General features: G+C 48.2%; 11 protein-coding genes. 5 read left to right on the top strand and 6 right to left on the bottom strand.

Going from position 1 to position 14,294, the window contains the following annotated elements; all coding sequences use genetic code 11:
- Positions 1 to 2: 2 nt before the first annotated feature.
- Together O3276_RS08170 and O3276_RS08165 are read right to left on the bottom strand one after the other, a co-directional pair.
- Positions 3 to 1,106 carry an efflux RND transporter periplasmic adaptor subunit gene (locus O3276_RS08170; RefSeq protein ID WP_269675189.1) on the bottom strand — a complete coding sequence of 368 codons (1,104 nt, stop codon included), beginning with the start codon at positions 1,104 to 1,106 and terminating at the stop codon, positions 3 to 5.
- 90 nt (positions 1,107 to 1,196) lie between these two features.
- The gene (locus O3276_RS08165; RefSeq protein WP_269675188.1) at positions 1,197 to 1,913 is read right to left on the bottom strand and encodes a TetR/AcrR family transcriptional regulator; all 717 of its coding nucleotides are present in this window, start codon (positions 1,911 to 1,913) and stop codon (positions 1,197 to 1,199) included.
- A gap of 302 nt (positions 1,914 to 2,215) precedes the next feature.
- On the opposite strand from O3276_RS08165, the gene O3276_RS08160 reads away from it, so the two are divergent.
- Positions 2,216 to 3,154: a CNNM domain-containing protein gene (locus O3276_RS08160; protein ID WP_269675187.1), complete on the top strand. Its 939-nt coding sequence runs from the start codon at positions 2,216 to 2,218 to the stop codon at positions 3,152 to 3,154.
- A 24-nt stretch (positions 3,155 to 3,178) separates the two neighbouring features.
- On the opposite strand, the gene O3276_RS08155 is transcribed toward O3276_RS08160, so the two are convergent.
- The 4 genes from O3276_RS08155 to O3276_RS08140 all read right to left on the bottom strand — a co-directional run bounded on the left by O3276_RS08155 (position 3,179) and on the right by O3276_RS08140 (position 8,254).
- On the bottom strand, positions 3,179 to 3,325 hold the full coding sequence (locus O3276_RS08155) for a hypothetical protein (RefSeq protein ID WP_269675186.1): 147 nt from the start codon (positions 3,323 to 3,325) through the stop codon (positions 3,179 to 3,181).
- 15 nt (positions 3,326 to 3,340) lie between these two features.
- On the bottom strand, positions 3,341 to 4,867 hold the full coding sequence (locus tag O3276_RS08150) for an IucA/IucC family protein (protein ID WP_269675185.1): 1,527 nt from the start codon (positions 4,865 to 4,867) through the stop codon (positions 3,341 to 3,343).
- Positions 4,868 to 5,032: 165 nt separating this feature from the next.
- On the bottom strand, positions 5,033 to 7,618 hold the full coding sequence (locus O3276_RS08145) for a hypothetical protein (RefSeq protein ID WP_269675184.1): 2,586 nt from the start codon (positions 7,616 to 7,618) through the stop codon (positions 5,033 to 5,035).
- A 423-nt stretch (positions 7,619 to 8,041) separates the two neighbouring features.
- On the bottom strand, positions 8,042 to 8,254 hold the full coding sequence (locus tag O3276_RS08140; RefSeq protein ID WP_269675183.1) for a hypothetical protein: 213 nt from the start codon (positions 8,252 to 8,254) through the stop codon (positions 8,042 to 8,044).
- A gap of 1 nt (position 8,255) precedes the next feature.
- On the opposite strand from O3276_RS08140, the gene O3276_RS08135 reads away from it, so the two are divergent.
- The 4 genes from O3276_RS08135 (at position 8,256) to O3276_RS08120 (ending at position 14,110) form a co-directional block, all read left to right on the top strand.
- A complete protein-coding gene (locus O3276_RS08135) occupies positions 8,256 to 10,193 on the top strand; it encodes a GMC family oxidoreductase (protein ID WP_269675182.1) in 1,938 nt (645 codons plus the stop codon).
- Between the two features lie 166 nt (positions 10,194 to 10,359).
- Complete coding sequence (locus O3276_RS08130) at positions 10,360 to 11,598, top strand: NAD(P)/FAD-dependent oxidoreductase (protein WP_269675181.1); 1,239 nt, start codon at positions 10,360 to 10,362, stop codon at positions 11,596 to 11,598.
- Positions 11,595 to 12,416 (top strand): aldo/keto reductase, encoded by an 822-nt coding sequence (locus tag O3276_RS08125; protein WP_269675180.1) that lies wholly within the window; start codon positions 11,595 to 11,597, stop codon positions 12,414 to 12,416. The genes O3276_RS08130 and O3276_RS08125 overlap by 4 nt, the downstream gene beginning before the upstream one ends.
- 230 nt (positions 12,417 to 12,646) lie before the next feature.
- Entirely contained in the window at positions 12,647 to 14,110 is a 1,464-nt protein-coding gene (locus O3276_RS08120; protein ID WP_269675179.1) for a sigma-54 dependent transcriptional regulator, read from the top strand.
- The last annotated feature ends 184 nt before the right edge of the window (positions 14,111 to 14,294 follow it).

Genomic DNA, 14,294 nt, shown 5'->3' with positions numbered 1-14,294 from the left:
GCTTATAGTCCCCGTTCCTTGTGCAGCGGTTTGACGGTCATGCCATCGTATAGCTGACTGAGACCTGCGGTAACGATCTGGTCACCGGTATTGAGACCTGACAGAACCTGAATTCCCGCTTCGGTAATACGTCCTGTGGTCACTTCGACAGGGGCAACCTGACTGGTAGCCTGATCAAAAAGCCAGACCACTGTCTTATTGTCAGTGTCAGTTTTGGACACGGCTGAAATGGGAACCAGAACGTATCCTGGTTGCCCCCGGGTATCAATGACCCGGGCCAGGTCAATAATGACCGTGGCGGTCATACCGGGAAGAATGTTCATATTGGTGGGTGCCATCCGGGTGAAAATGACTTCATAACTCTGGGTGCCCGGAGTTACCCGTGTCGCATGTTCTTTATAGTTGACCGGAAACTCCTTACCAGGAGCCCCCGGGAAGGTAGCGATGGGCTGATAGCCATTGTTGACCGCATTGGCGTTGACATGGGAAACGATACTTTCAGGTACCTGGATGCTGATATCGAGCCGATCACTGCTTTGCAGAATAAGGACCGGCTGCTGGGCCTGAACCTGCTGGTGCGCTTCGGCCAGAGTCTGGGCAACCCGGCCACTGAAAGGTGCTGTCAGTGTCGTATACGCCAGTTTGTCCCGGCTTAATTTCAGCGCCGCTTCCGCAGATTTCAGTCTGGCACTGGCCGTATCGTAGCTTGATTGTGAAATCACTCTCTTTTCTAACAGGGAGCTGGCGCGTTCAAACTCGGCCTTGGCAAGTTCATAATTCGCCTGACGATCCTGAAGCTCATTGCGGATATCCCGGTCATCCAGATAAGCCAGCACCTGTCCTTCAGTCACATCATCGCCCTGTTTGACCTCGACCTTGTCGATCTGTCCGGGTATACGGAAGGATATTTCGGCTTCTTCGGTCGCCGTTACCTTGCCTGGAAAATAACGTAACTGCTGCTGCTGGGGATCTTTTACCTTAAAGAGCTTTACCGGCCGGATGACTTCTTTATGACCGGTTTGCTCCTGATCGCAACCGGTCAGCAGGGTGAACGTCATTAACACCATCACGGCGATGGATGATCGGGATGAAGGGGTGAGATGCATTCTGAGGTAGCTCCAAAACAGTTGGGTAGAAGTATCTGGTAGACATGCTTGATGTGTACCGCGTTCCTGGCATCGGTAAATTCTGGCTGGTTAACTACTTATACAGTTAGCAACAACCTGCTCAGCCTGAAGCTTGCAGTTGTCAATCATAGGTGGTGAAAACGGTGCTCTCCATCCCCAGCCCTGCAGGTATTTGGCCAGGTTGGAAGTGAGCAGGCTGAAGCCATTGTCCTTCTGCACGGAGGGTTGTTTCAGGCCAAACCCGGACATGCTGATCTGGAACAGACCTTCGCCGAGACTCCAGATGCCCATCAAAATATCAGCCAGTGCGGCCTCACGATTCTGGTCAGTGATTGCCGGGTTGTCCGCCATTAACTCAATAATCAGTGCTTTAACCATCTGGCTCATCTTATGGTAGATGTTGTCCAGTGCCTGTGCCCGTGCTGTTGATGCCCGTTGCCAGATATCCGGGGTCATTGCCAGTTGTCGCAGAAAGTAGTGATGGGGCTGTCTGGCATAAGACAACCAGATGGCAATATTAAGCGTCAGCAGACGTTCCATCGCGGGTAACGGGCTGTTGAGCACTTTATGGAATGCCGTCGCCATCGTGCTGGAGATAGTGATAGCGCAACCCAGCAACAGATCTTCCTTGCTGGAGAAGTGCGAATATACGGTTCCCATTGAAAATTGGGCTTGTTTGGCAACTTCAGACATTTTCAGGTCCATAAAGCCCTTTTCCTTAAGAATGGTCAGGGTGGTCTGAATAATAGTTATCTCTCTCTGTGTCCGTTTGTCGGTTGTTGGCATGGCAAATACACCGTGGTGGAGAGCAGGAGTTAAAAAGCAGGGTTATTTGAATACAAGTCGAATTATATTCGAATTTTGTTTTGAATAAAATAAGTACACCGTTATCCACACTCCTGGCAAATCAGGCGCTTTTTGCCCGGTGCTTCAGTTGCACTGAGTAAGCATAGAGCTGACGTTCATAAAGAAGAAACATGGTCGAAAACAATACATTACAGACTTTTTACAGGCGGGCGGGCTTGCCCGGCTATTGGTCCCCCACTTAAACTGCCTGCTGTCTAATTGCTGTTTTTCCGGAGGTATGGATGCTCCTGGTCGTTCTTTTTGCATGCCTGATTGTTGCTGTTACTGCTTTTCTATCCCTTCTTGAATCATCGTTGGTGGCGGTGGATGAGTTAAGGCTGGTCACGATCCTGTACAAAAGGCCCGACAATAAACAGGCGATCCAGCAAGTCTTTCAGAAAAAGCGGGAGCACCTGTCGGCGATCGTTTTGTTAAGCACGCTGATCAGTATTTCTGGCAGTACTTTCCTTGGGGCGCTGGCTGCCAGGGAATTTAACGATCTCTGGATGGTTATTTTTACGGCACTGCTCGCTTATTTTATGCTGGTATTTGCCAAGGTTCTGCCCAAGCTGCTGGCAGTGCAGATTGCTGATAGGGTCGTCGCCCGGTATTCACCCTTTATCCATCTTATGTATTCAGTGACCAGACCTGTCTTGTTGTTAGCCTTGGTCTGGACCCGTCTTTTACCCAAGCCCGTTGAAGAAGACAGAAGCAGTGATGAACTGCGGAGTATTATCAAGCATTATAATAAGTGTGGAGTGATAGGTAAACGTCAGCGAAAACAGGCCAATGCTGTACTGACTTCCCATCAGCGTCAGCTGACTGAGCTGGTTGAGCGCTCAATACCCGCTGTTTGTCTGTTATCCGAGGCAACCGTCGCTTCTGTTGAAACGACGATTCGCTCATATCCCTGTAAGCGTTATGTGGTTCTGACCGATGGCAAGCCGACGGGCATTGTTCTCTATCGGCATATCGCCCGTTGTCTGGTTAATGAAGAGGCGGATATCTCAGTGGGGGAGCTTATGAGAAAAACCATTAATCTGGCACCGGAAACCTCATTGCATGAGGCAATGACAGCGCTTCAGGAGGCCAGGGCATCCATTATCCTGCTTTTGGGGGAGACGGTAGAACAGACCCGGATTGTCACCGCGAAAAAGTTGTACCAGGCTTTACTGCGCTGACTTCACATCAGGCGACAGATATTGTTAACTGGTCTGGTATTTATCACCGTTGAGCATGGTCAGCAGGCAGGTTGGGGTCAGCCCTTTTTGGGTGGATTGCCAGAGCGCAAAACAGGCATCTTTACCGCCACTCCAGGAGGTGCAGAAATTGCTTTTAGAGGTTACAGGCATAGTATCAGGAGCCTCTTACGGTCTTACCACTCTGATATTCTTTCTTCGGGAGTATGCATCCTGGTGCTGGAAATAGTGAGGAAGTGTCATTTTCACCAGTTCAGAAAACCATTCAAACTCTACGCAGGGTGTGTTACAGGAATCGACGTTGCCTATTTTATCCATAAAAAATGAGTAGTCATAGTCAGGGCAGCTTCTTTTGATGTTCAGGAAAATACCGTGGCGGGTCATCACTTCAAGCAATTCCCGGGCAAATATTTTTTCAAAATACCCATAGCGGTAAAAAGTCTTTGGGGTATGGCGCGTTCGATGGTTATCTGTGCGCCCGTCGGCTCCTGGCAGTGTCCAGTTATCCTGGTAGCCATAGACAGTCATTTTTGCACGCCAACAACAAAATTCCGGGTCCCTGGTGGTGGGTTCTGATTTAAAAAAGACTTTCGTAAGGTTAAACAGTACTTTTTTGGCGATTCCCTCCATTATGACGGCGGCATCAGGAATAAAGTTTGGTTCCCAGTACTGGGCATGACCACGGACATGCTCCGGGAGCTGGTGTAGCTGTACGTCACTCAGGCGGCAGTTCACCCCGCCCATGTCACGGTAGATAAAATCAATAACGGGTAAATCGTTGCGGTCCATGGTCAGCTTCAACAATACGTTCTGGCCATGGAACTCAAGATAAAAGCGCTGCCTGTAAATGTGATCTACCATTTCTTCCGCAATGGGACTGAGTAATGCGTCGGTAATAAACTGGGTAGGTGTTGTTTGACTTTGTTCAATCAGGGCATTGAGCAAAGGCCAGTTGTTTATGCCAAACAGTGCATACAGTGGAATAATATAGTGGCCTTGAGTCGTGAATAATTCCGGAACAGGTCTATGGATCATACCGGCACCGGATAGCTGTACGGCTTCTTCTTTCGGGTCAATCAGGTGAGCATCAGGAACGAAAGACAAATTTTCTTCCAGACACGTAAACATCTCTGTTTGTTTATTTTTTAATACCGACGAATTCGCTACGCTGGCTGCACACTCTTTTTGATAAAGCAACCTGCGAACACCCCCTATTTCCTCATTCAGGCTCACTTTGACCATGGCAAATTCTGTTGTGCTGCCAGCGGGCAAGGCAATCAACAAGGTTCTGAATGAGCTCAATGTTAAAGCGGGAACATCAACCTGTGCATGCTGATATTTTGAGATCAGGGGGGCAAACAGTGTTGCGGATTTTGGATGTACCAGATACAGGATTTGGTCCTGACCTTCGACCGTGCGCGTGATTGAACAATGGCCTATGCGGAGCTGAAACAGTTTTCCTTCAGAGCAGGGAATCCAGTAGCCTTTCATCATAAACGGCTGGAAAGTGCCAGGATGATATTGATCATCGCTGGCTTCATACCCATGATGAAACCCGGCAACGATCTGATGATTTTCATTAACAACGTACCGGCTCTCTTCTGCCATCGCCAACCGGGTTTTTTCGGCGTATATATACGCCAGGAAGGTGTCTGGAAGTGCTTTGAAATTATCCCAGAGTGGACTTCTATCCATTTTTTCCCTGCAGGATTGGATTTCAGTCTGAAAAAACTGATCAACAAGAGATAAGCAGTTTCGTTCGGATAACTGATTATTGCCGGGGAGTGAACGATTTTCCGCTTCTGTCAGCGCAGTGCAAACATGAGGGATACCTGGCGCGGCCGCTATCATCTTTTTACCCTATGATGTTTCCACTCTGTATCCAGCCTGAGCCATCCTGCTTTCTGGCTGAAAACCAAATCGACGGTCAGCTTCCAATTGACTGCTCTCCTGCGTGCCGACAGTTGCAGGCGGGCGGCGTGGCTGCATGATTTTATCACTGCCTTGTGAAGCTTCCCGGTGGATATATAAGCCGTCGTTCTCATTCGGACCTTTAGCGTCGATGAATTGCTCTTTAACCAGATAGCCAACAAGGTGCCTGGGCAGATCCTGCTGAAAGAGTGCGTATTGCCAGCGATTGAGTGCATTACCCCTTACCCGGTATTGTCGATCAATCTGATCTCGGTATGTCTCATTATCAGCACCTGATGATTGATCAGCCCCAAAACCGAGCAGGTGCATCAGTTGATAAATGTCATCATCACTTCTTTCGTGATTAAGACGCCAGAACTCATCGGATACAAAACGATAAACATGTTGATAAAGCGAAACGGGGGTATAGTGGGAGTGCAAAAGATGGCTAATGGTTTGCTGACTTTCAGGCGTGAGGTTCTCATAGGCATCAGCTTGAGCCCGGCCGGAGACGATGGACAGCCCTGTAAAGTGATTAACCTGCTCCTGACAGCGAGCCGCCATGGAGGATTCACTACTGTATCCAATGGCGCTGGCAAGAGATGCTGTAACGCTGTCTTGCAAAAATTGCTGAATACAATCCTTTATGTGGCTGTTACTGCCAGAAATCAACGGAAGTAACAGCGATTGTATTCGGCCTGAGAAACCTTCGTTGCAGCCTTCTAAATCATTGCCAACTATAGCGACAAGGTTATTTAGCGCATGGCTGATTGAGTTGTCTGTCAGGTTGTAAACTTCTGCATAAAATAGCTGGCTGACAAACATTTCAAAATACCCAACAGATTCGTCAACCATCCCGCGACCGCTGTAGCCATGATCCCTCATGGTTGAATAGCGATTAAGCCGCTGGATAAAGTTTCTTTCCAGTGCGGCTAGCGCTCCATCAACCCCCGGGTTGCTGGCTTTGTATTGCTGATACGCATGGCAATCCCGGAGTGTCTGGCACAGAGCCTTGATATTCCTGTGCAGCTGCCTCCCCGTGTACATGACATCCCTCTCGCTATCACCATAGACCGCGTAGAGTTGCTCCTCGTCAATAACTGGTTGATCCGCCGGTTTCCTGAAATAGCATACTGAATGGTTCCGTAAAAGGTCATGGCAAAGTTTCAGCGATTTCTCCTCAATCCCTGAAATGTGTTGGATGTTCGTTAAATCGTTTTGAATGAAAAATAATGCGCGATGGCAGTTGGTACCCTTTATTTGTTGGTAAATCTCATAGAGTAAAGCGGATTTATAACTTTTTATGGAGTCCAGTTCGCTTATGCCCAGTTCCTTCAAAACGTCAATGGCAGTGCGCAGGCTTCTGGTGCTTGTCACCTCTTTCAGCAATTGTTGAAGCTTTAATAATTTATTAAGGTGCGGACAAATGAGACGTAACTGTGCAACATTCAGATTGGTGCTGTAGGTTCCGCGCAGAAACTGCTTGGGTTCTCCGTTAGCACCATACATCGCAAGTTCTGCGTAAATTGATTCAAACTTGTCCTTCAGGAAGTCCCTGTCATCATGATTCTCAAGATTGATGGAAAGGGTATTGAACAGTAGACAGGGTTGTGTCTGTGGTAAAGGGCTAATCAAACGTTGACACGCTGTCGTCATACGTATTGGATTTCTGAGAATTTCGGCCGTTGATTTTTTTCCGATGCTGACAAAATGATCAGCGCTATCCTCTGAAATCCTGTCATCCACCCCCAGCAGATCACCCACTATACATAAAAAGTCGTCATACCATTTGTTTAATTCTTCCAGATGCTCTCTGAGTTTGATCATTTGATCTTTAGTTAATGAAAATCCGGTTTCTCCATCATAATTTGCTTCCATATCATGCAGTAGGTTCTGGCTGAATAGCAGGTCGAAAAAGCTATAGCCAAGGGCATGATTGCCATCGGGGATTTTGATCAGGAAACGCCCCTCGGTTTCATAGGGAGTCTGTTGGTAGCCAATGTCTACCGTATACATCTCGCTGAACTCCGGTTGTACTTCAGCGAGTTCAATTAGATGAGAGAACCTGGCCCTGACGCTGTCCCCCAGGTGCTTATCACTTTTGCACTCCCGATAGGTGTCTGCCAGAGTGCTTGCAGCTAACTGATCGACTTCGTGTTGTTCCCAATGAAGCCAGTGACTGATCAGCTTTCGTTTCTCAATGGCAGCTTTTTTCTGCGCCAGTTGATCAGCATGGTTGGCAATGGCTGTTTCAATACTATTGGCATCCCCGCCATGTTCATGGAAAAAATTCCGAAGGTATTCCAGATGCCCGGCAATTTGCTGTCGCAATGGTGGAAGCTGCCTGAATGCTGATGCATCTTCAAGAAGGAAAATGACTTTGGCCTGGATCTTTAAATCAAAACATTGAGTGAGATGTTCAATGCTTTGATCTGACCAGGTTCCTGACAGGTTTGATGTGCTGATAATTTGCTGAATAATATGACCATAGTCAATATCAAGGGTTGTCTCACAGGGAGGCTGTGTTATATCCATGGCTACTGCCAATGGTTGATCAGTTTGGGAGGATGGTACGGATGGTTGCTCCCCTGCTGCGGATGTAATTTGAGGAATTGTAGTGGTAAGGGGCCGTGGAAGAATAGGGGGCATGGATACAACCTGATAAACGCAGTAACTGAATATATTGACCCGGGAGTTGATAGAAAGTTCACGCGAATGTCGATTTTTTCTGCAAGGAGAAACACTTGTCTCGATGAGAATCTTTTCATATCGGGACGAAGATTTATCTGCGATTATTTTGTATCATCCTTAACTTGCTCTTCAAACATACCCGGTCATTGGATTGAGTTGTTCTTATTGGAATGAAGAGCAAAGCCAGAGTATTGAGCTCAGCCTTCTTCGGTCAAAAAGTAGCTCAGGCTCTTACAATTGAAAAAATATAAATAATAAAAGGGCTGTTTAGATGAAGCTGACAAGATTGAGTATATTTTTGCTAGCCATTATAACTTCAGGCTGGTCCGGCGCTGCTGAAGCAATTTCTTTTTCCAAATGGTACTGCATGTTTTTTTCTTGTGGATCAGAACCGGTACCAGAGCCAGAACCATTACCAGAACAAGCGCCAGAGCCAGAGTATGACTTTGTTGTTGTAGGGGCGGGTTCAGGTGGAGGCACTGTGGCATCACGACTTGCGCACCTGGGGCATTCAGTATTACTCATCGATGCGGGGGACGATCCGGCTGACAATAATCCAACCTATCCTATTCCTGCTGCGCATCCTTTTGCCAGTGAAAAGCCAGGCAAAAGTTGGTCCTATTATGTAGAGCACTACAGTGACCCTGCGAAGGCTGCACGCAACACTAATGCGATGTGTCGTATCAATGATAATCCTGATAGGCGCGTCAGCTGTATTGTCCAGGACAATGGCAACTGTGATTGTCCCGACGGAACTTCTCGAGAAGGCATTTTCTATCCTCGAGGCACCGGGATAGGTGGCTCCTCAGCTAACAACGCCATGATAAATGTGCTGCCAAAAAATTCAGACTGGGATTCGTTAGCTGAATTGACGGGTGATTACTCCTGGTCGGCCAGCTACATAAACAGTACCTATCTGCCTATTCTTAATGATTGGGCCTCTATTGAAAAATATGAAGCGGACTGGCTGGTTAACGATATACATGGTCAATATGTTCAAGAGATGGTTGAGTCTGCAGTATCAGTTGTGAACCCTCCCAATTTTGACAGTAATAAATCCATTGTTGAAAACCTGAATGACAATAACCTTTTAGATGCATCGCTGGCTAACGAGGAAGAGGGCATGTGGGTGTTGCCGGTGGCTCATAAAGATGGCTTCAGGGCGAGTGTTCGTGAGCGAATCCTGGCAAGCGCCTGTTTGGCGGATCCCTTAAACCCGGACGGGTTGTCGGATAGTCAGCGCGAAAACAGGTGTAAAAATGATGGCCTCTGGGACTATGGCAATGATAGTCCGTTGCTGGTGATTCAGTACAACTCTCTGGTGACAGAGGTGCTGTTTGATAGTCAGGACAGTAAACAGGCGACGGGGGTTGAGTATGTAGTGGCTGAAGGCGCGTACACCGCAGACCAGACTCATCAGGATGCTTCAGGCCAGACTCGTAATCAAGCCTATGCGGTCAAAGAGGTGATTCTGGCAGCCGGTGCGTACAATACACCGCAACTGCTGATGTTGTCCGGTATTGGTGATCCTGAAGTATTTAATCGTGCTGATATCAATATTCCCCTGCGTCATGCATTACCGGGTGTAGGAAGAAATCTTCAGGATCGGTATGAAGTAGGCATGGTATATGAGGCACCCACCAAGCTGGGGTGGTTTGAGCGTTGTGTGTCATTTTTTAATAATATTCTTGGTGAAGGCTGTATAGCGTATTTGAAGGGTGCAGCGACGCTGAATGCACAGAGTGAGAAATCGGTGTTGTCAACCAATCTGAGCTTTGCGTCAATACTGACAAAGTCTTCACCAGATAAGCCTGAGGAAGACCTGCATATCTTTGGCCTGGTGAATCAGTTTACTGGTTATTTTGATGGCTACAGTGCGGTGGGACTTCAACCACAACGATTCACCTGGGTGGTATTGAAAGGTCATAATGAAAATCGTGGTGGAATTTTGACGCTGAAAACGGATAGCCCTTTTGACCGGCCTTCAATTAATTACCATTACTTCGAAGATGGTAATGAGAACACACTGAAGCTGGGTGGAAATCCGAATTCTGGTGAGACTGATCTGGAAGGTGTTCTCAAGGGCGTAAAGTTGGTGCGTGATATTGTTCAGAATGCAGAAAACACTTATGGAACGCAATACCAGGAGGTTTGGCCGGGAAGATCGTTGCAATCAGATGAGGAACTGAAGCAGGCAATCAGAGATGGTGCCTGGGCTCATCATGCGTTCAGTACTGCGGCCATCGGTAGAGCTGATGATACTTTTTCGGTGCTGGATAGTGACTTTCGTGTACGGGGCATTGAAAACTTACGGGTTGTGGATGCATCAGTGTTTCCAAGACATGTGGGGACTTTCCCGATACTTGCTATTTACCTGATGGCTGAAAAAGCTGCTCATGATATTGATCGGGTAAACTAGGAGGCTATTTCAAAGTTATATTTGTCAGGTCCATTAGACACCCTCCCTGTCCTTTAACACAGGCAGGGTGTCAACCTCATTCGATCAAAGACTGCCATGCAGGGATGAGTCCTGCAGTGTTATAATGCCGCCCATTTCAGGTCATACCAAATAGTTGAACTCTCTTATGTCTCAAACTGTAGAAGCCGATGTGGTGGTGATTGGCGGTGGTATCGCCGGTCTCTGGTTATTTCGCACCTTGAATACCTTGGGCTATCGAACCCTGTTGCTGGAGCAGAATGCTCTGGGCGGTGGTCAGACCATAAAATCCCAGGGCATTGTTCATGGCGGTACAAAATACACGTTAACAGGTCAGTTAACCAATGCTTCCCAGGCCATTGCCGGTATGCCGGAGCGCTGGCGTAATGCCCTGGTTGGCAAGGGTGGGGAGGTGGATCCGGATCTCCGTTCGGCCCGCATATTGTCTGAATACCACTATCTCTGGTCGCCAGGTGATATTGGCTCACGACTGACCTCTTTTTTTGCCAGCAAAGCGCTTCGTGGACGGGTTGATGCACTGACCAGTGAGCAGTTTCCGGCCATTTTCAAACACGATGGTTTCCGCGGAAAGGTATATCAGCTCAATGAAATTGTTCTGGATATTGCCACTGTTACCCGGGCGCTGGTCAGTGGTCTGGAAGATAAAACGCTGAAAGTGGACTGGAGCGAGCAGGGTAATGCCCGGTTGTTAACCAATGCCAATGGTGAGATTGATGCTGTTGCCTTGGCGGATAGCAATGGCCAGACCACCCTGTTGCAAGCCAAACGGTTTGTGCTGGCCGCGGGTGAAGGTGCGGAGGCGCTATTGAATACCTGGGGTGTCAGTCAACCAAAAATGCAGGTACGTCCCTTGCAGATGGTCATGGTTCGTCATTCCTATCCTGAACCTGTTTACGCCCATTGTCTTGGCACAACACCACTGCCGAGAATGACCATTACCAGCCATCCGGATATCGATGGTAAGTGGGTCTGGTATCTCGGTGGAGGCATTGCGGAAGATGGTGTCAAACAGTCTGCTGAGGAATTGATTGTCACGGCGAAAAAAGAGCTGAAAGCGCTGTTGCCCTGGGTAGACCTGAGTCAGGCTGAGTGGGACACCCTGCGGGTCAATCGTGCTGAGCCAAAACAGAGCCGCCTGCTTCGTCCGGATGCGGCTTTCTGTCAGCCGGTGGCCAACGGTATTGTCACCTGGCCGACGAAATTGGCACTGGCTCCTAATCTCTCTGATGAAGTGGTTCGTTTGCTGCAGGAGGATAATATTCGTCCAGCGACTGATAACAGTTTCGTTATGCCGGAAGGGTTTTCCCGGCCGGAGATCTGTCCAAACTTCTGGCAGGGGCATTTTGTGCAAGGGAAGACATTATGAGTCAGTGTCTTGTTAACAAGCAGATAGCCGGTACTGATCTTGAAGTGTCGCCACTGGGTTTCGGCACCGTCAAGTTTGGCCGGGATCAGGGCGTAAAGTACCCGGAACATTTTACGATTCCTGATGACCGTGAAATGCTGGATCTGCTTACCCTGGCCCATACCCTGGGCATGAACCTGCTGGATACGGCTCCGGCCTATGGCACCAGCGAGGAACGCCTTGGTCAGTTGTTTGCCAAACATAAAGGGCTGCGTGAACAGTGGGTCATCTGCAGTAAGGTTGGTGAAGAGTTTGTCACTGTTGAAAATGGTCGGGGAGAGTCTTATTTTGATTTTTCGGAGCAGCATATCCGCTTCAGTGTCGAGCGAAGCCTGCAGCGTCTGAATACCGATGTGATTGAATTGCTGCTGGTGCATTCCAATGGTGATGATGTCAATATCATTGAGCAGACAGGTTGCCTGGAAGTGCTGGCTGATCTAAAGAAAGAGGGGAAAATCCTCGCTTCGGGTATGTCCACCAAAACGGTTGCCGGTGGCATCCTGGCGCTGGAACATTCCGACGTTGCCATGGTGACCTATAACCTGAACGAACAGGGCGAAAAGCCGGTTTTGGACTATGCACTGGCACATAGCAAAGGCATCTTTATCAAGAAGGCCCTGGCCAGTGGTCATGCCTGCCTGTCAGGACAGGACCCCGTTCTGGAAAGTATGAAACTGGTGTTTTCACACCCGGCGGTTTCTTCAGCTATTGTTGGCACCATCAATCCTGCTCATATGCGACAGAATGTGGAGGCGTATCTGAAAGCCAGTGGGATTTAAGCTGGTTTGGGGGGGCTAACTATCTAGCTTCTAACTATCTATAGGAGAGGCTCCCATGCATATAGGATATGGTTTAAATAATTTTCTTTTATGTTTTTTTGAAATAAAAACAAACAAAAATTTGACGAACTCACTTTTTGGTTATTTACTGAAATAATAAGCTGTAATTTAATTTCGAAAATTTGTATCTACGCTGTAAAAATTAATCGGATGACAAGGATCGTCGTCTTATGGAAACAGCTGAGCAGGTACTCATCATTGAAGACGCGGAGCAGCGTCGGCATGACTTCAGCACTATTTTGCAGTTTATGGGCTATCACACAGTGGCTATCGGTGCAGCCTACTGGGAAGATGCCGTTAGTGCTTATCCCCCGGAAACCTTCAGTGCCTTATTTCTAGGTGATTTTTTACAGGCAGAAAGCTCCCTGCAGGGAATGCTTTCCCGAGTCCAGGGCTGGTGTGGTGGCGTTCCGGTTATCCGGATTGCGGAGTCACTGCCAGACAATCTGTCGTTAGCACTGGCCAGGCAAATCATTGCACGGGTTGACTGGCCATGCAGCAAGCCGCAACTTTTATCCAGTTTGCATTATGGTCAGGTCTACCGCGAGCAGTGGCGTCAGGCACACCAGACTGGCTACAATCAGCAGGTACAATTGTTCCGTGGACTGGTTGGCAAGAGTGAGCGTATCCGGAAAGTTCGGGCCGCCATGGCCCAGGTGGCGGATCGGGACGTCAATGTTTTGATCACCGGTGAGTCCGGCACGGGCAAAGAAGTGGTTGCCCGCAATCTTCATGAGCACTCCTATCGCAGAAGTGCGCCATTTGTTCCGGTCAATTGCGGTGCTATCCCCACAGATCTGTTAGAAAGTGAGCTCTTTGGTCATGAAAAGGGGGCTTTCACCGGTGCTGTGACCAGTCGCAAGGGACGGTTCGAGCTGGCCCAGGGTGGCACACTGTTTCTTGACGAGATAGGCGATATGCCTCTGCACATGCAGGTCAAGTTGCTCAGGGTTCTGCAGGAGAGAACCTTCGAACGGGTTGGTGGAACAGAGCCCATTGAGGTGGATGTTCGAATTATTGCTGCAACCCATAAGAATCTTGAAAGTATGATCACTGAGGGAAGCTTCAGAGAAGATCTTTATTACCGTTTGAATGTATTTCCCATTGAGATGCCCTCGCTGAAAGAGCGGCCTGAAGATATTCCGCTGATGATTAATGAGCTGACCCATAATATGGAGAAGCAGGCCAGGGGATCAATTCGACTCAGTTCCGCGGCAATATTATCGCTTTGTCGGCATGACTGGCCGGGAAATGTTCGGGAAATGGCCAATCTTCTGGAGCGTCTGGCGATTATGTATCCCTATGGGGTTATCGGGGTTCAGGATCTGCCAGAAAGTTTCTGTCATCTCGATTTGATCAGCCAGGAAGATGATGGTGTGGCTGATTTATTTCCGGACAGTATCCAGCCTGCCGGTGCTGCTACTTCGGAAGACCTTGCAGTACTGCCGGTAGGAGGGTTGAACCTGAAGGAATATTTGACCCGACTGGAAAAGAGTTTGATTCAGCAGGCGCTGAGTGACTGTAATAGTGTTGTTGCCAGGGCAGCAGACAAGTTGCAGATTCGGCGAACGACCCTGGTGGAAAAGATGCGCAAGTATGGTCTGCAGAGATATGAGGATTCTGTGAAAACCTGATATTCAGTGATGCAAAAAAAATGGCTACATATTTTGTAGCCATTTTTTTTGCTAACAGATTTATTCTCCGATTTACTGAGTTGGTGCTTTCCGGTTTTTGTTCCTGTACTGTTCTGTTGTACTTCGACTCCCTTCTGCTTCTTGTTGCTCCACTGTTCGATAATTACTGCTGATTGGTTTGCAG

The sequence above is a fragment of the Endozoicomonas sp. GU-1 genome, from assembly GCF_027366395.1.
Classification (GTDB): domain Bacteria; phylum Pseudomonadota; class Gammaproteobacteria; order Pseudomonadales; family Endozoicomonadaceae; genus Endozoicomonas.
Note: the sequence above shows the minus strand (reverse complement) of the source record. Positions and strands in the feature narration are given on the sequence as shown.